This is a genomic window from Pseudomonas sp. AS2.8, assembly GCF_014190935.1.
Lineage (GTDB): Bacteria > Pseudomonadota > Gammaproteobacteria > Pseudomonadales > Pseudomonadaceae > Chryseomonas.
On sequence record NZ_JACHVV010000004.1, the window covers coordinates 124489 to 141097 of the forward strand.

General features: G+C 66.8%; 14 protein-coding genes. 5 read left to right on the forward strand and 9 right to left on the reverse strand.

Translation table 11 applies throughout. The features are described from left to right. Positions 1–89: 89 nt before the first annotated feature. Entirely contained in the window at positions 90–986 is an 897-nt protein-coding gene (locus tag FHR73_RS17270; RefSeq protein ID WP_007162117.1) for a hypothetical protein, read from the forward strand. Between the two features lie 13 nt (positions 987–999). On the opposite strand, the gene FHR73_RS17275 is transcribed toward FHR73_RS17270, so the two are convergent. After that, positions 1000–1743, reverse strand: a complete 744-nt coding sequence (locus tag FHR73_RS17275; RefSeq protein WP_183632923.1) for a TIGR00266 family protein — start codon at positions 1741–1743, stop codon at positions 1000–1002. A gap of 203 nt (positions 1744–1946) precedes the next feature. Between FHR73_RS17275 and FHR73_RS17280 the strand changes: the two genes are divergently transcribed. After that, positions 1947–4304: an FdhF/YdeP family oxidoreductase gene (locus tag FHR73_RS17280; RefSeq protein WP_183632924.1), complete on the forward strand. Its 2358-nt coding sequence runs from the start codon at positions 1947–1949 to the stop codon at positions 4302–4304. 740 nt (positions 4305–5044) lie between these two features. Here FHR73_RS17280 and FHR73_RS17285 read toward each other — a convergent pair. The 7 genes from FHR73_RS17285 to FHR73_RS17315 all read right to left on the reverse strand — a co-directional run bounded on the left by FHR73_RS17285 (position 5045) and on the right by FHR73_RS17315 (position 13659). Further along, positions 5045–5353: a chaperone modulator CbpM gene (locus FHR73_RS17285; protein WP_183632925.1), complete on the reverse strand. Its 309-nt coding sequence runs from the start codon at positions 5351–5353 to the stop codon at positions 5045–5047. After that, positions 5353–6297, reverse strand: coding sequence for a curved DNA-binding protein (gene cbpA / locus FHR73_RS17290; RefSeq protein ID WP_183632926.1), 945 nt, complete (start codon positions 6295–6297; stop codon positions 5353–5355). The genes FHR73_RS17285 and cbpA overlap by 1 nt, the downstream gene beginning before the upstream one ends. Before the next feature lie 65 nt (positions 6298–6362). Continuing rightward, positions 6363–7370, reverse strand: coding sequence for a transporter (locus tag FHR73_RS17295; protein ID WP_183632927.1), 1008 nt, complete (start codon positions 7368–7370; stop codon positions 6363–6365). Positions 7371–7487: 117 nt separating this feature from the next. Then, on the reverse strand, positions 7488–8990 hold the full coding sequence (lysS, locus tag FHR73_RS17300) for a lysine--tRNA ligase (protein ID WP_183632928.1): 1503 nt from the start codon (positions 8988–8990) through the stop codon (positions 7488–7490). 66 nt (positions 8991–9056) lie between these two features. Further along, a protein-coding gene (gene prfB, locus FHR73_RS17305) for a peptide chain release factor 2 (protein ID WP_183632930.1) occupies positions 9057–10152 on the reverse strand; the annotation gives its coding sequence in 2 pieces (ribosomal slippage) (positions 9057–10079 and positions 10081–10152; 1095 coding nt in all). A gap of 100 nt (positions 10153–10252) precedes the next feature. After that, positions 10253–11875: an MFS transporter gene (locus tag FHR73_RS17310; protein ID WP_183632932.1), complete on the reverse strand. Its 1623-nt coding sequence runs from the start codon at positions 11873–11875 to the stop codon at positions 10253–10255. Between the two features lie 110 nt (positions 11876–11985). Beyond that, complete coding sequence (locus tag FHR73_RS17315; protein WP_183632934.1) at positions 11986–13659, reverse strand: GMC family oxidoreductase; 1674 nt, start codon at positions 13657–13659, stop codon at positions 11986–11988. Positions 13660–13805: 146 nt separating this feature from the next. Between FHR73_RS17315 and FHR73_RS17320 the strand changes: the two genes are divergently transcribed. Next, complete coding sequence (locus FHR73_RS17320; RefSeq protein ID WP_183632936.1) at positions 13806–14708, forward strand: LysR family transcriptional regulator; 903 nt, start codon at positions 13806–13808, stop codon at positions 14706–14708. 3 nt (positions 14709–14711) lie between these two features. Here FHR73_RS17320 and FHR73_RS17325 read toward each other — a convergent pair whose 3' ends face one another. After that, on the reverse strand, positions 14712–15404 hold the full coding sequence (locus FHR73_RS17325; RefSeq protein WP_183632937.1) for a tellurite resistance TerB family protein: 693 nt from the start codon (positions 15402–15404) through the stop codon (positions 14712–14714). 191 nt (positions 15405–15595) lie between these two features. On the opposite strand from FHR73_RS17325, the gene FHR73_RS17330 reads away from it, so the two are divergent. Together FHR73_RS17330 and FHR73_RS17335 are read left to right on the forward strand one after the other, a co-directional pair. Next, on the forward strand, positions 15596–16066 hold the full coding sequence (locus FHR73_RS17330; RefSeq protein WP_183632938.1) for a nuclear transport factor 2 family protein: 471 nt from the start codon (positions 15596–15598) through the stop codon (positions 16064–16066). 135 nt (positions 16067–16201) lie between these two features. Further along, the gene (locus FHR73_RS17335) at positions 16202–16606 is read left to right on the forward strand and encodes a DUF4878 domain-containing protein (protein ID WP_183632939.1); all 405 of its coding nucleotides are present in this window, start codon (positions 16202–16204) and stop codon (positions 16604–16606) included. The last annotated feature ends 3 nt before the right edge of the window (positions 16607–16609 follow it).

Below are 16609 nucleotides of genomic sequence, written 5' to 3' on the forward strand. Positions count from 1 at the left end.
TTCGCTGAACCCTTGCCTTCGTCCGCTGGACGCCCTGCCCGGTCGCCCGGGACGGCGCGTCCGCGGCATACAACAAACAGGAGTCGGCCATGCCCCAGCTCATCGCCCGCCACAATCCCAAGGCGTTCAAGACCCTGCCCCTTTCGGTCGAGGCCAATCATGATGGCCTCACCTACCAGGCCCTCGGCCAACCGCTGAATTTCAGCGAGATGCTGGAGCGGCGCAAGCCCATCGAGATCGACGATGCCCAGCACTTCAGCGCCAGGCTCGCCAACCTGGGTGTCTCGGTACGCCTGACGCTGAACTGGCAGGGCCAGGACCACTGGCTGCTGGTGCGCCAGCGCCGGCCCGATCGGGGCGACGTGGTGCTCAAGCTGATCTCCGGTTACATCCCGACCCACGAACTGGCCCTGCCGCTGCTCACCGCCGTGCAGGAGGTGGCCGAGGAGTGCCTGATCGAGACGCCGCGCGGCTGGCTGGCCGGCCGCTTCGCCGACACCTGGCTGCCGACGCCCTATGCCCCGGCCCTGCCCTATCGCGAGGACGTGGCCTTTCGCCTGACCCCGCGCTCGGGTGCGGCGCGGCCGGTGCGTTGCGGCAGCCTGGCGTTGCTGGAGCGCCCTCGCGCCTATGTGCACACCCCCACCGCCTCGCTGCAGCTGGTCTATGACCTGCTGCTGGAGCTGCCCAAGGAGTGCAAGGCGCCGAGTCTGTTCCACGTCGACGAGAAGATCGAGAACGGCCAGTTGCTGGCGCGCCTGGCGCGGCAACGCCCGGATCTCTATCTGGTCGCCCTGGACGACGGCAAGCCCACCGGCGAGCTCTACACCCTGTCCGCCGGCCAGCGCCTGCCGGTATCGACCCGCGGCCTCTGGCTGTCGGAAAGCTTCGCCCGCCAGGACGGCTGGCTGGTCCACGACAGCCGGGTGCGCTGGCGTGACTGGCTGGAACGCATGGCGCCCCAGAGCGCCCTGCAGCGGGCCTAGGGCCCGAGAGGGATCAGTCGCCGCCCGCGCGGCGTTCCCCCGTGACGCCGCCGGCCGCGGCCTGGACCCGGCCGGCTAGCCGGGAAAAGGGCAAGGTCTGAATCCACACGGTGCCGTGGCCGCTCAGGGTCGCCAGCACCAGGCCTTCGCCGCCGAACAGCATGCTGCGCAGGCCACCGGCCAGCTGGATGTTGTAATCGATGCCACGGGTGAAACCCACCAGGCAACCGGTATCCAGGCGCAGGGTCTCGCCCCTGAGTTCCTTGCGGATCACCGTGCCACCGGCATGCACGAAGGCCATGCCATCGCCCTCCAGCCGCTGCAGGATGAAGCCCTCGCCACCAAAGAAGCCGGCGCCCAGGCGGCGGGTAAAGGCCACGCCGATGCGGGTGCCCTTGGCCGCGCAAAGAAAGGAATCGCGTTGGCAGAACAGGGTGCCGCCGAGGGCGGCGAGGTCCAGCGGAATCACCTGCCCCGGATAGGGCGCGGCAAAGGCGACGTGGCGCTTTTCGCGGCCGTCGTTGGTGAAATGGGTCATGAACAGCGACTCGCCGCCGAGCATGCGCTTGCCGGCGCCCCAGAGTTTGCCGAGCAGGCCGGCGGAGCCGTCGCCCATGCGTGCGGTGAAGTCGATGTCGGCCTCCATGTAGGTCATGGCACCAGCCTCGGCGATCACCGTCTCGCCGGGATCGAGACCGATCTCCACCGCCTGCAGGGATTCGCCGAGGATGCGATGGTCGAGGATATGACTGGCCATGGTGGGCTTTCCCGCTCGCTGAAGAAGCCTCCAGCCTAGCAGTCGCCGACCGCTTTGGCGCGGCCCGGAGCGGGGCAACGAAGCGGTGTTGCGGCCCGCGCGCTCGTCGGCGCGGCAAGCCAGGCGGTGGAACACCCGCCCATTTTCCAGGTTCCCCTCTAGGTACCTGTCGGCGCCTGCCCGACTCCGCTCCAGAGGTGAACATGACCAAGCACGCCGCCCAATCTTCCGCGCAACCCCTGCACGGCACCCAGGAAAAAGGCACCGCCGGGGGCTGGGGCGCGCTCAATGCCGTGACCCAGCACCTGAGTCGGCAGAAGGTGCTGATGCGCGGCAACAAGGCCCTGCTGACCATGAACAAGCCGGGCGGCTTCGACTGTCCGAGTTGCGCCTGGCCCGATCCCAAGACGCCGCACACCTTCGAATACTGTGAGAACGGCGCCAAGGCGGTGGCCTGGGAGGCCACGCGCAAGCGCACCACCCCGGAATTCTTCGCTGCCCATACCTTGAGCGAACTGCGCACCTGGACCGACCACGACCTGGAAGACCAGGGCCGGCTCACCCACCCGATGCGCTACGACGCTGCCAGCGACACCTATCGCCCGGTCAGCTGGGCGGACGCCTTCGCCGAGATCGGCGCCGAGTTGCGCGCCCTCGACGATCCCTGGAAGCTGGAGCTCTACACCTCGGGGCGCTCGTCCAACGAATCGGCCTTTCTCTACCAGCTGTTCGGCCGCCTCTACGGCATGAACAACTTTCCCGACTGCTCCAACATGTGCCACGAGACCACCACCACCGCCATGCCGGAGAGCATCGGCGTGGGCAAGGGCACTCTCGATCTCGACGACTTCGCCCAGGCCGACGCCATCTTCATCATCGGCCAGAATCCCGGCACCAACAGTCCGCGGATGATGAGCGAGCTGCACGACGCCGTGCACCGTGGCGTGCCCATCGTCACCTTCAATCCCTTGCGGGAAAAGGCCCTGGTGCGCTTCGCCTCGCCTCAGGCGGTACGCGACATGGCGCTGCCCGGTGGCGGCGTGGCCATCAGCTCCCAGTACCACCAGGTGCGCACCGGTGGCGACATGGCGGCCATGCAGGGGCTGTGCAAGATCGTCATCGAGGCCGACGACGAAGCCCGGCGCACGGGGGCTCCACGCCTCCTCGACGTAGACTTCATCGCAGCGCATTGCGCCGGTTTCGAGGCCTTCGCCGAGCACTGCCGCGGACTGTCCTGGGAGCGCCTGGAGCGCTATTCCGGCCTGACCCGGGCCGCCATGGCAGAGGCGGCGGGGGTCTACATGAAGGCCGAGCGGGTGATCGCCTGCTGGGGCATGGGCGTGACCCAGCACCGTCGCGGCGGGGATGTCCTGCAGCAGATCATCAACCTGCTGCTGCTGCGCGGCAATGTCGGCAAACCGGGTGCCGGGCCCTGCCCCATCCGTGGCCACTCCAATGTCCAGGGCGACCGCACCGTGGGCATCTACCAGAAGCCCAAGGAGCCCTTTTTGGCGCGGCTGGACCAGGCTTTTGCCTTCCGCGCGCCGCGCGAGGGCGGGCATGACGTGGTGGAATGCTGCGAAGCCCTGTTGCGCGACGAACCCCAGGCCTTCATCGGCCTGGGCGGCAACTTCTTCCGCGCCATTCCCGACATTGACCGGGTGGCGCCCCATGTCGCCAACCTGCGGCTGACGGTGCAGATCGCCACCAAGCTCAACTGGAGCCATACCCTGCACGGTCGCAGCACCTTTTTGCTGCCCTGCCTGGGCCGTACCGAGCGTGATGTCCAGGCCAGCGGGGTGCAGACGATCACGGTGGAAGACTCCATGTCCATGATGCACGGCTCCACCGGCAGCCTGGAACCGGCTTCGCCGGAGCTGCTCTCGGAGATCGCCATCGTCGCCGGCATCGCCAAGGCCACCCTGGGCGAACGCCATCCGCATATCGACTGGGATGCCTTGGTCGGCAACTACGCGCTGATACGCGACAAGATCGAGGCAGTGCTGCCCGAGCAATTCGCCGACTACAACGCGCGCATCGAGCAACCCGGCGGCTTCCGCCTGCCCAACGCCGCCCGCGAGCGACAGTGGGACACCCCCAACGGCAAGGCCAACTTCCTCTTTCCCGGCGATGTGCTGGACGAGGACGACAGCCCGCCGGACGCCGAACATCTGCAGCTGATGACGATCCGCAGCCACGACCAGTTCAACACCACGGTCTACTCCAATCGCGACCGCTACCGCGACATCGACGAGCGCATGGTGGCCATGCTCAGTCCGGAGGACATGCGCCGCCACGCCGTGCAGGAGGGTGACTTCATCGACTTCGTCGGGGATGCCCTGGACGGCTATCCGCGCCGGGCCGGGCCCTTCAAGGTCATCGCCTTCGACGTGCCGGCCGGCTGCTGCGCCGCCTATTATCCCGAGACCAACAGCCTGGCGCCCCTGGCCAACCACGACACCCGCAGCCATACCCCGGCGTCGAAGTCCCTGCCAGTACGGATCGAGCGGCTCAGCCAGGAGCAGGCGATGGGGCGGCGGGGATTGATTGCGGCGGGGTGATCCCGCAGTCCCGTAGCGTGGAAAACGGCGCAGCCTTTTCCACTGCCTTGCACCAGGCGACTCGCGTGGAAAACGCTGCGCGGTTTTCCACCCTACACATTGGCGCCATGGCAGCGCTGGGGTGCTTGATTCCGTAGGTTGGGTTGAGCGCAGCGAAGCCCAACAGCCCGATGCAATAACGACCGTTGGGCGTCGACGGTAGAGCCGTCTCAACCCAACCTACGTGCCCGGTCAGACGGCGCGCAGCTCGCCGGCGAAACGCTCCAGTCCCGTAGCGTGGAAAACGGCGCAGCCTTTTCCACTGCCCTGCGAATAGGCGACCCGCGTGGAAAACGCTGCGCGGTTTTCCACCCTACAGATTGCCGACATGGCAGCGCTGGGCTGCTTGATTCCGTAGGTTGGGTTGAGCGCAGCGAAGCCCAACAACCCGATGCGATACGGACCGTTGGGCTTCGCCGGTGGAGCCGTCTCAACCCAATCTACGCGGCCGGTCAGACGGCGCGCAGCTCGCCTGCGAAACGCTCCAGCCCGTAGCGTGGAAAACGGCGCAGCCTTTTCCACTACCCTGCAAATAGCGACCCGCGCGGAAAACGCTGCGCGGTTTTCCACCCTACACACTGCCGCGATAGGGTGCTTGATTCCGTAGGTTGGGCTGAGCGCAGCGAATCCCAACAATCCGATGCGATACGGACCGTTGGGCTTCGACGATAGAGCCGTCTCAACCCAACCTACGCGGCCGGTCAGACGTCGCGCAGCTCGCCGGCGAAGCGCTCCAGGCGCCGCCGCAGGCGCTGGTTTTCGCGGCGCAGCTCTTCCACCTCATCCAGCAGGTGCAGGGCCAGGGCCGTGGCGGGCCAGTCCAGTTCTAGTTCGCGCCTCAGGCGCACGGCGCGGCGGGCGCGATGCAGGGCGCCGGTATCGAAGTGCCACTCGGCCGGGCGCTTGCCCCGCTGTGGCGCCAGGATGCCGTGCTCGACGATCTCCACCACCACCGGCTCGCTCACCTCGCAGAGCACGCAGAATTCCTGCAGGACGATCAGACTGCTCATCAGACTCTCCTCCAGTCGCGGCGGGGATCGAAGGCCGCCCGCTCGGCCAGTTGGCGCCACAGCGCCTGGGTTTCCTCATCGCCCCTGGGTGGCATCACCACCTTGAGCAGGGCATGCAGATCGCCCTGCCCGGCCTTGCCGACCAGGCCCTTGCCGCGCACCCGCAACCGCGCACCGTTCTGGCTGCCGGGCGGGATACTGAGCATGATCTGCCCATCCAGCGTCGGCACCTGCACCTTGGCGCCCAACGCGGCTTCCCAGGGGGCGAGCGGTACGCTGACCACCAAGTCCTGGCCATCCACGTCGAACAGCGGATGGGGCACCAGGCGGATGACCAGATAGAGGTCCCCCGCCTCGGCGCCGCCGAGGCCCGGCTCGCCCTGACCTTTCAGGCGGATGCGCTCGCCGTCGGCGCTGCCGGCGGGAATCTTGACGTTGAGTGTCTTGGTGGTTTCGCCCACGCGACGGCCCAGTTCATCGCGTTGCGGCAGGCTGAAACTCAGCGGCTTGGTGCTGCCGGCCTGGCTCTCTTCGAGAAACAACGGCAGCTCCAGTTCGATATCGCGGCCACGGCGAGCGAAACCGCCGTGCTGGGAACGCCCGGCAGCGCCGAACAGGGACTCGAAGAAGTCGGAATAGTCCTCGCCGAAACCGGCATGGGGATCGCTGTAGTCGGCACCGGAGCCCGGCTGCCAGTCCGGCGGCACCTGGAAGCGTTCGCCCTGCTGCTGGTAGAGGCGTACCTGGTCGTATTCCGCCCGCTTGTGCGGATCACGCAGGACGTCATAGGCCTCGGCCACCTCCTTGAAGCGGGCCTCGGCATCGGCCTCCTTGCTCACGTCGGGGTGGTACTTGCGCGCCAGCTTGCGATAGGCGGTCTTGAGGGTCTTGTCGTCGACGTCGGGGGCGACGCCGAGCACCTCGTAATAGTCCTTGAAGTCCATCGTGGTCTCCAGTGGGGGGCTATCCTAGAGACCGCGACGCACGCCTGGGGGTTGCACGCAGCCGGTCAGTCGCCTCGCTTGCGAAAGGCCAGGCTGCCGGCCAGCACCGTGAAGGTCGCCACCAGCGCCACCAGGATCCAGAAACCATGGGGCGAGTCGGAGAGCGGGATGCCACCGACGTTCATGCCGAAGAAACCGGCGATGATGTTGATCGGCAGGGCCAGCACCGTGACCAGGGTCAGGGTGAACAGAGTGCGGTTGGTCTGCTCGGCGGAGGCGGCGGCGATCTCTTCCTGCAGCAGCTTGAGCCGCTCCACCAGGGCGGCGAGGTCGTCCAGCACCCGGTCGAATTCCTCGGTGGCCTCGCGCAGGGTCTGGATGTCATCGCGCCGCAGCCAGGCCGGAGGCCGGTTGAGCAGGCGCAGCAAGGAACCCGGTTCCAGCGCCAGCAGCCGCTGCAGCCGCACCAGGGCGCGCCGCAGGCCGCCCAGTTCGGCGCGACTGGCGGACAGCCGCTGGGACAGCAGGCGATCCTCGATGGCATCGACCTTGACCGTGGTGTCGCGGATGATGCCGGTGAGCACATCGGCCTGGTCGCGCAAGAGGTGCACCAGCAGTTCCAGGGTCGAGCCGAAGCCCTCGCCGCGACGTACCGCATGGCGCAGGCGATCCACCGAGCGCAACGGCTGGGCCCGGGCGGTCACCAGCAGCCCGGGAAGGGCGCAGGCCCAGAGGGTGGCGACGTCCACCGAGACCTGGCCGTAGGCCAGGGTCACGTCGTTCACCACCCCGAGCAGGGTGTCGTCGGCCGGCTCCAGCCGGGTCGAGTGGGAACCGGCGTGCAGGGATTCGAAGAATTCCTCGGGCAACCCCAGGTGCTCGCGCATCCAGCGCTCGGCGGCGGCGTGGGCCAGGTTGAAGTGCAGCCAGCGAAAACCGCCCTCTTCCGCTTCCCAGGGATCTTCCGGCGCCATGGTCAGGGCGCGGCCCGGCTGGCCCGAGGTGAAATGGTAGGCGTAGAGCAGCCCCAGCCGTTCAGCGGCCGGATGCAGGGGGATCAGGGTGTTGGTCATGGCTACCTGCGGAGGGAACGCGACATCAGGGCTCTGTTAGCAGGTCCGGATGAACCTTTGATGACAGAGCCCCGAGTCGGCAGGAGCCAGCGGCGCCCCCGGACAGGGGCGCGACGCTTATTGCGGACGCATGTGCGGGAAGAGGATGACGTCGCGGATCGACGGCGAGTTGGTCAGCAGCATCACCAGGCGGTCGATGCCGATGCCTTCGCCGGCGGTGGGCGGCATGCCGTATTCCAGGGCGTTGATGAAGTCGGCGTCGTAGTGCATGGCCTCGTCGTCACCGGCGTCCTTTTCCTGGACCTGCAGCATGAAGCGCTCGGCCTGGTCTTCGGCGTCGTTGAGCTCGGAGTAGGCATTGGCGATCTCGCGGCCACCGATGAACAGCTCGAAGCGGTCGGTGACGCTGGGGTTGTCGTCGTTGCGACGCGCCAGCGGCGAGACCTCGAAGGGGTACTCGGTGATGAAGTGCGGCTGCTCCAGCTTGCTCTCCACCAGCTCCTCGAAAATCATCACCTGCAGCTTGCCCAGGCCTTCGTGGCCGAGCACCTTGGCGCCGGCCTTCTTGGCGATGGCGCGGGCCTTCTCGACGTCCTGCAGGTCTGCCGCGGTGATGTCCGGGTTGTACTTGAGGATGGAGTCGTACACCGACAGGCGCACGAAGGGCTCGCCGAAGTGGAAGACCTTGTCGCCGTAGGGCACGTCGGTGCTGCCGAGCACGGCCATGGCCAGTTCGCGGAACAGTTCCTCGGTGAGGTCCATGTTGTCGTGGTAGTCGGCGTAGGCCTGGTAGAACTCGAGCATGGTGAACTCGGGGTTGTGCCGGGTCGAGACGCCTTCGTTGCGGAAGTTGCGGTTGATCTCGAAGACCTTCTCGAAGCCACCGACCACCAGGCGCTTGAGGTACAGCTCCGGCGCGATGCGCAGGAACATGGCCAGGTCCAGGGCGTTGTGGTGGGTCTCGAAGGGCTTGGCCGCGGCGCCGCCGGGAATGGTCTGCAGCATGGGAGTTTCCACTTCGAGGAAACCCCGCTCCATGAGGAAGCGGCGGATGTGGGCGATGACCTGGGAGCGTACGCGGAAGGTCTGGCGCACCTCTTCGTTGACGATCAGGTCGACATAGCGCTGGCGATAGCGCAGCTCGGTGTCGGTCAGGCCGTGGTGCTTGTCGGGCAGCGGGCGCAGCGACTTGGTCAGCAGGCGCACGTCGCTCATGTTGACGTAGAGATCGCCCTTGCCGGAGCGGGCCAGGGTGCCTTCGGTGGCGATGATGTCGCCCAGGTCCCAGCTCTTGACCGCTTCCAGGGTTTCCGCCGGCAGGGTCTTGCGGTCGACGTAGACCTGGATGCGACCGCTTCCGTCCTGCAGCACCATGAAGGCGCCGCGGTTGAGCATGATGCGCCCGGCCACCTTGACCTTGATGCCTGCGGCTTCCAGCTCTTCCTTGGTCTTGTCGGCGTACTGCTGCTGCAGGTCACCGGCCAGGCTGTCGCGGCGGAAGTCGTTGGGGAAGGGAATGGCCTGCTGGTCGCGCAGCGCGGAAAGCTTTTCCTTGCGCTGGGCGATCAGCTTGTTGTCTTCCTGTTCCTGGGCTTGGGGATCTAGGGGTTGTTCGCTCATGTCTGCTGTTTACCTGGGGAAGGGTATTGCGGGCCGGCGCCCGGCAGGCGACCGGCCAAAGAAGGATTAGACGCCCTGCTTGAGGCTGGCTTCGAGGTATTCGTCCAGATCGCCGTCGAGCACCTTGTCGCAGTCGCTGCGTTCCACGCCGGTGCGCAGATCCTTGATCCGCGAGGCGTCGAGCACATAGGAGCGGATCTGGTGGCCCCAGCCGATATCGGACTTGGAGTCTTCCAGGGCCTGGGACGCGGCGTTGCGCTTCTGCATCTCCAGTTCGTACAACTTGGCCCGCAGCATCTTCATGGCGGTGTCCTTGTTGGCGTGCTGGGAGCGTTCGTTCTGGCAGGCCACCACGGTGTTGGTGGGCACGTGGGTGATCCGCACTGCGGAGTCGGTGGTGTTCACGTGCTGACCGCCGGCGCCCGAGGAGCGGTAGGTGTCGACGCGCAGATCCGAGGGGTTGATCTCGATGTCGATGTTGTCATCGATCTCGGGCGAGACGAACACCGCGGTAAAGGAGGTGTGGCGACGGTTGCCCGAGTCGAAGGGACTCTTGCGCACCAGGCGGTGCACGCCGATCTCGGTACGCAGCCAGCCGAAGGCGTATTCGCCCTTGATGTGCACGGTGGCGCCCTTGATGCCGGCGACCTCGCCTTCCGATAATTCGACGATCTCGGCGCTGAAGCCGTGCTGGTCGGCCCAGCGCAGGTACATGCGCAGCAGCATGTTGGCCCAGTCCTGGGCCTCGGTGCCGCCGGAGCCGGCCTGGATATCCAGGTAGCAGTTGTTCGGGTCCATCTCGCCGCTGAACATGCGGCGGAATTCCAGCTTCTCGAGGATGCCGCGCAGGCGCTCCACTTCGGCCGCCACGTCATCGACGGCGGCCTGATCTTCCTCTTCGGCCGCCATTTCCAGCAGGTCGGTGGCATCGGCCAGGCCGCCGTTCAGCTCGTCCAGGGTACCGACCACCTGGGCCAGCAGGGCGCGCTCGCGGCCAAGATTCTGGGCGTACTCGGGCTTGTTCCAGACAGCGGGGTCTTCGAGCTCGCGCTCGACTTCGACCAGACGATCCTTCTTCAGATCGTAGTCAAAGATACCCCCGAATGGTCTCGGTGCGGCTGGAGAGGTCCTTGATGCTGGTGACGATCGGGTTGATTTCCATGGGGGAAACACTCGCGAGAAAAGCTGTGGAAAAGCTCGCGAGTATAACCCAATCGGCGGCGAAACTCAGAGTGCGACGGGGATTCGCCGCCGGCGGGAGCTCAATCGGCGTCGAGATCGCGGTGGCGGGTTTCCGGCAGGCACAGCAGCCCCACCACCAGGCTGACACCGGTCACCAGCACCGGGTACCAGAGGCCGTAGAAGATGTCGCCGGTATAGACCACCAGGGCAAAGGACACCGTCGGCAGGAAGCCGCCGAACCAGCCGTTGCCGATGTGGTACGGCAGCGACATGGAGGTGTAGCGGATGCGCGTGGGGAACAGCTCCACCATCAGCGCCGCCAGGGGGCCGTAGCAGAGGGTGGCGATGAGGATCAGGGCGAAGATCACCGCCACCACCATCGGCTTGTTGACCTGGGCCGCATCGGCCTTGGCCGGATAGCCGGCGGCCTGTACCGCCGCGCGCAGGGCCGGCTCGTCGAAGCCGACGATGACCTTGTCGCCGACGTTGACCTGCACCGCGTCCCCCGGTGCCGCCGCCACGCTGCGGTAGGGCAGCCCGCTCTTGGCCAGCAGCGTCTTGACCCGGTCGCAGGGACTGTCGAAGCGCGCCTTGCCCACCGGATCGAACTGGAAGGTGCAGGTGGCCGGATCGGCGGTCACCACGATGGGCGCCTGCTGGCTGGCCTGGTAGATCTGCGGATTGGCGTAGTGGGTCAGGGCCTTGAACAGCGGAAAGTAGAGCACCGTGGCCAGCAGCAGGCCCAGCATCAGGATCGGCTTGCGCCCGACCCGGTCCGACAGCCAGCCGGCGATGACGAAGAAGGGTGCGCCGAGGATCACGCTGATGATCAGCAGGTTGTTGGCCAGCACCGGATCGAGCTTGAGGGTCTGGGTAAGAAAGAACATCACATAGAACTGCGACAGGTAGAAGGTCACCGCCTGGCCGCCATTGATGCTGAACAGCGCGATCAGCACCACCTTGAGGTTGCTCCAATTGGTGAAGGAATCGCGGATCGGCGCCTTGCTCTGCTTGCCCTCGGCCTTCATGCGCAGGAAGGCCGGCGATTCGTGCATGGACATGCGGATCCAGGTGGAGATGGCCAGCAGGAAGATCGACAGCAGGAACGGCAGGCGCCAGCCCCAGACCTCGAACTGGTCGCCGGTCAGGTAGCGGCAGACCAGGATCACCACCAGCGACAGCAACAGCCCCAGGGTGGCGGTGGATTGCAGCCAGCTGGTATGGGCGCCGCGCTTGCCGGGCGGCGCGTGCTCGGCGATGTAGGTGGCGGCGCCGCCGTATTCCCCGCCCAGGGCCAGGCCCTGCAGCAGGCGCAGCACCACCAGGATGATGGGCGCGGCCACGCCGATGCTGGCGTAGGTGGGCAGCAGGCCGACGCCGAAGGTGGCGATGCCCATGAGGATGATGGTGGCGAGAAAGGTGTACTTGCGGCCGACCAGATCGCCCAGGCGTCCGAACAGCAGGGCGCCGAAGGGCCGTACCACGAAGCCGGCGGCAAAGGCCAGCAGGGCGAAGATGAAGGCGGTGGTGTCGTTGACGCCGGCAAAGAACTGCTTGCTGATCACCGCCGCCAGGGCGCCGTAGAGAAAGAAGTCATACCACTCGAAGACGGTCCCCAGGGACGAGGCGAAGATCACCTTGCGTTCTTCGCGGCGATTGCTGGCCGCGCTGGGTTGTACCCGGGGTTGGGCATAGTCGGACATCGCACGTTCTCCTGACCCGGGATCGCCGGGCTGATTGTTGTTATGGGCGACAGCTACTACGGTGGAAACGGCGGGAGGCCCCGCCGTCGGATGAAACCAGGCAGGCGAAACTAGGCGACCGAGACCGCGCTGGCCCGGGCGATCGCAGCGGGCAACGTGTGGCTGCCCTGCTCGCGGGCCTCGGCCAGCATGAAGGTGGCCGCCTGCTCGGCGATCATCAGGGTCGGCGAGCAGCTGTTGCCCGAGACCAGGGTCGGCATGATGGAAGCATCGGCCACCCGCAGCCCCGGAATGCCATGCACCCGCAGGCGCGCATCGACCACGGCGTCGGCGTCCTGGCCCATGCGGCAGGTGCCGGACGGATGGAAGATGGTGGTGCCTATGGCGCCGGCGGCCTGCTGCAACTCCGCTTCGCTCTGGTAGGCCGGCCCCGGCAGGTATTCCTCGGGCCGATAGGCGGCCAGGGCCGGGGCGGCGACGATGCGCCGGGTCAGGCGGATGGCATCGGCGGCCACCCTGAGGTCTTCCGGCGCGCTGAGATATCGCGGCTGGATCAGCGGCGCGGCCAGCGGGTCGGCGCTGCGGATGGCCACCTGGCCGCGACTGGCCGGACGCAGGTTGCACACCGAGGCGGTAAAGGCGGGAAAGCCGTGCAGCGGCTCGCCGAAGCGCTCCAGCGACAGCGGCTGCACGTGGTATTGCAGATTGGCCGAAGGCTGCGCCGGATCGGAGCGGGCGAAGGCGCCCAGCTGGCTCGGCGCCATGGCCAGGGGACCACTGCGCTTGCAGAGGTATTCCAGGCCCATGCCCAGCTTGCCCCAGAGACTGCCGGCCAGGGCATTGAGGGTCGGCACGCCGTGTACCCGATAGATGAGGCGCAGTTGCAGGTGATCCTGCAGATTGCCGCCCACCCCTTCCAGCCGGTGCTGGACGCCGATGCCCAGGCCTTCGAGCAGACCGCGCGGCCCGATGCCGGAGCGCTGCAACAGGGTCGGCGAGCCGATGGCGCCGGCGCAGAGCACGATCTCCCGCCGCGCCACCATGCGCTGGGGCTCGGCCTGACCGGGCAGCCGCGCCAGCACCGCCCGTGCCCTGCCCTCCTCCAGCAGCACCCGTTCCACCTGCACACCGGTCAGCACCTCGAGATTGGCGCGCTGGCGGATCGGCTTGAGAAAGGCCTTGGCGGCATTCCAGCGCACGCCATTGCGCTGATTGACCTGGAAGTAGCCGCAGCCTTCGTTGTCACCGGTGTTGAAGTCTTCCACCGGCGCGATGCCGGTCTCGTTCGCGGCGCTGCGAAAGGCATCGAGCAGCGTCCAGTGCAGGCGCTGCCGCTCGACCCGCCATTCGCCACCGGCGCCATGGTAGGCCGAGTCGCCGTCGCAGTGATCTTCCATGCGCTTGAACAGCGGCAGTACGTCCTGCCAGCCCCAGCCGGGATTGCCGGCGGCGGCCCAGCCGTCATAGTCGCGGGCCTGGCCGCGCATGTAGATCATGCCGTTGATGGACGAGCAGCCGCCCAGCACCCGGCCGCGTGGATAGTTGAGCGCGCGACCACCCAGGCCCGCTTCCACCTCGGTCTTGAAGCACCAGTCGGTGCGTGGATTGCCGATGCAGAACAGATAGCCGACGGGGATGTGGATCCAGGGATGGTTGTCGCGGCCGCCGGCTTCCAGCAGCAGCACGCGATGGGCCGGATCGGCGGACAGTCGATTGGCCAGCAGACAGCCGGCCGGACCGGCGCCGACGATGATGAAGTCATATTCCGCAGCAGGACCGGGCATGACGTTCCCTCGCTTTTTTGTTGTTGTGGTCCCTATCCTAGTGTCGTCATCCGCGAACAACAGTCGCAGAAAACGGGCAACGGCTGTGCATTTCTGAACAGTGCCCAGCACGCGGCCGGACAGACAGGCCTAGACGAGGAAAAGGGATGTTCGACTGGAACGATCTGCGGGTTTTTCTGGAGGTCCAGCGCCATGGCCGCCTGCTCACCGCCGCCCGCAGCCTGGGCGTCAGTCACGCCACCGTCGCCCGCCACCTGGAGGCCCTGGAACGCGCCCTGGGCAGCCAGCTGCTGGTGCAACAGGCCAGCGGCTACCAGCTCACCCCGGCCGGTCAGGCCCTGCTGGCGCACGCCCAGGCGATGGAAGAAGCCGCACTGCTGGCCCAGGAGGCAGTGACTCAGCGACTCAATCCGCTGGGCCAGGTACGGGTCGGGGTGACCGAGGGCCTGGGCACCGGTTTTCTCGCCCAGCGCCTGGGCGCGCTGCTGCGCGACTATCCGGGGCTGGAAGTGGAGCTGGTGTCGGTGCCGCGCTTCGTCAGCGTCACCAACCGCGAGGCGGACATCGCCATCACCCTTGAAAGACCCACCGCCGAAGGCCTGATCGGCCGGCGGCTGACGCCCTATCGCCTGAGGTTCTATGCCAGTCGCGCCTACCTGGATCGGGCACCGGCGCTGGACGCCGAAGCCGACCTCGGTGAACAGACCTTCATCGGTTACGTCGACGACCTGCTGTACACCCGTGAACTGCAATTCATCCAGGGGCTCTGCCCCGAGCCGCGCATCGTCTTTCGCAGCACCAGCGTCATCGCCCAGCGCGAAGCCGCCTGCGCCGGTATCGGCATCGCGGTGCTGCCCTGCTACCTGGTAGGTCAGGGCACGCCCCTGGAAGGCGTGCTTCCGGAGCGGTCCTTTACCCGTGAGTACTGGATCTCGACCCACCGGGAATTGCACCGCTCCGCGCGCCTGCGCGTGGTCTGGGATTTCCTGCTGCACCTCTGCGCGGCGGAGCGGAGCGTCCTGCTGGGCGAGGAACGCCCGCTCGCCTAGCCGTCAGACCGCCGCGGCCTCACGCTCCAGCTCGGCGCGCAGGCCGGGCTCCAGGCGCAGCTGGCGCGCCAGCTCGTCCAGATAGGCCTTTTCCATGTATTGCTGATCGTCGATCAGCATCAGGCTGGCCAGGTACATCTCGGCGGCCATCTCGGGCGTTTCCGCCGCGGCGGCGACCTTGGCTGGATCCAGCGGCTGCTCCAGTTCGCGCTGCAGCCAGCTGCGCAACTCGGGATCGTTGTCCAGCTTGGTCATCTCGGCCTCGATGGCCTGGCGCTCCTGGTCATCGACATGACCATCGGCCTTGGCCGCCGCGATCAGGGCGATCAGCACCGCCCGGCCATGGGCCTCGGCTTCGTGTTCCGGTACCCGATCCACGGTACGGGGCTCGGCCGCCGTCCCCTGGGCCTGATTGGCCTGCCAGGACTGATAGGCCTTGTAGGCCACCATGCCGAGCGCCGCCAGACCACCATAGCCGACCGCCTTGCCCCCCATGGCGCGACCGCGCTTGCTGCCCAGCAGGGCGGTCAGGGCACCGGCCGCCAGGCCGCTGTTGCCCAGTCCGGAGAGCAGACCGCCCAGGGGATCCTTGCCGGTCGACGCCGTGCCGGGTCGTGGGGCCGAGTGGCCGGTCTTCTTGGCCAGGGCCTGCTGGCCCGCCTTGAGCAATTGATCAAGCAAACCGCGGGTGTTCATGGACGACCTCCTCATAGTCAGGATTCAGCTTCTTGGGACCGCTGACCACCCCGTCCGGCTCCCGGCACCTGCTTACCGGATGTTGCCGGGATCGCCGTCTCGACCAGCCGGCCGATACAAAATATTGCTGACCGCGGGCCACCCACGGCGCTACTCTTGCGCCTTCCCCCTGCAGTTGCCGGAGACACCCCATGCGCTCGCGTCTGGCTGTGCTGTTCGCGCTTTCGCTCGCCCTCACCGCCGGCCAGGTTCAGGCCGCCGCCGAGGACGCGCGCCTCATCGCCAATCGCTATCTCGATGCCTGGAACGATCACGATGCCGAGGCCGCCAGCGCCCTGCTCGATCCCAAGGTGCAGTATTTCGACAGTGGCGCCGCCACCACCGAAACCAGCCGCACCCAGGCCCGCGACAGGATCGTCAAGGTCACCCTCAAGGCGGTACCGGACCTGCAGGTGAAGATGGTGCACAAGCCGGTCATCGGCCCGCGCAGCATCGCCTTCGAATGGGAACTGACCGGCAACAGCGTCACCGCCACCGGCAAGCAACCGGTGAAGATCCGTGGCGCCAGCATCATGAAGATCCGCGACGGCCGTATCTGGTACCTGGGCGACTACTACGACAGCGACGCCCTGGAGGCGATGCTGCGCCCGGCCAAGCCATAGGACGGGCACGGCCGCGGCGCTTTTCCGCCGGGCGTCAACGCAGCGGCTCGAATGGCTCACACCCACGATAACGCGGCCTGACAACCTGCGCGATCGCTCCTAGACTGAGGATTCCCTCCAGACAAGGATCGTCGCATGCCGTCGTTCAAGCACCTGCTCCTCCTGCTCGCCGCTACCCTGATGCTCGCTGCCTGCTCAGGTAGCGATACCCCCGAAGACGTCAGTCGCAGCTTTCTCGAAGCCGTCTACAAGAACGAGCCCGAGCAGGCCTTCAAGCTTATCGAGATCCCCAAGAACGCTCGGCCCGGCATGGAAGACATGGTTCGCGGCAAGTTGAAGGGCCAGCTCGCGGAAAATGCACGCAAGACCGCAAGCCTCGGTGGCCTGGCCTCCATCGACGTCGCCAAGGCGGAATACAATCCGGAAAAGACCCTGGCCACTACCGCGGCCACGGTCACCTTCAAGAATGCTGACGCTCCGAAACGCCAGGAACAACTCCGCCTGGTGAAGGGTGAGAACGGCTGGAAAGTACGTCTCTGATCG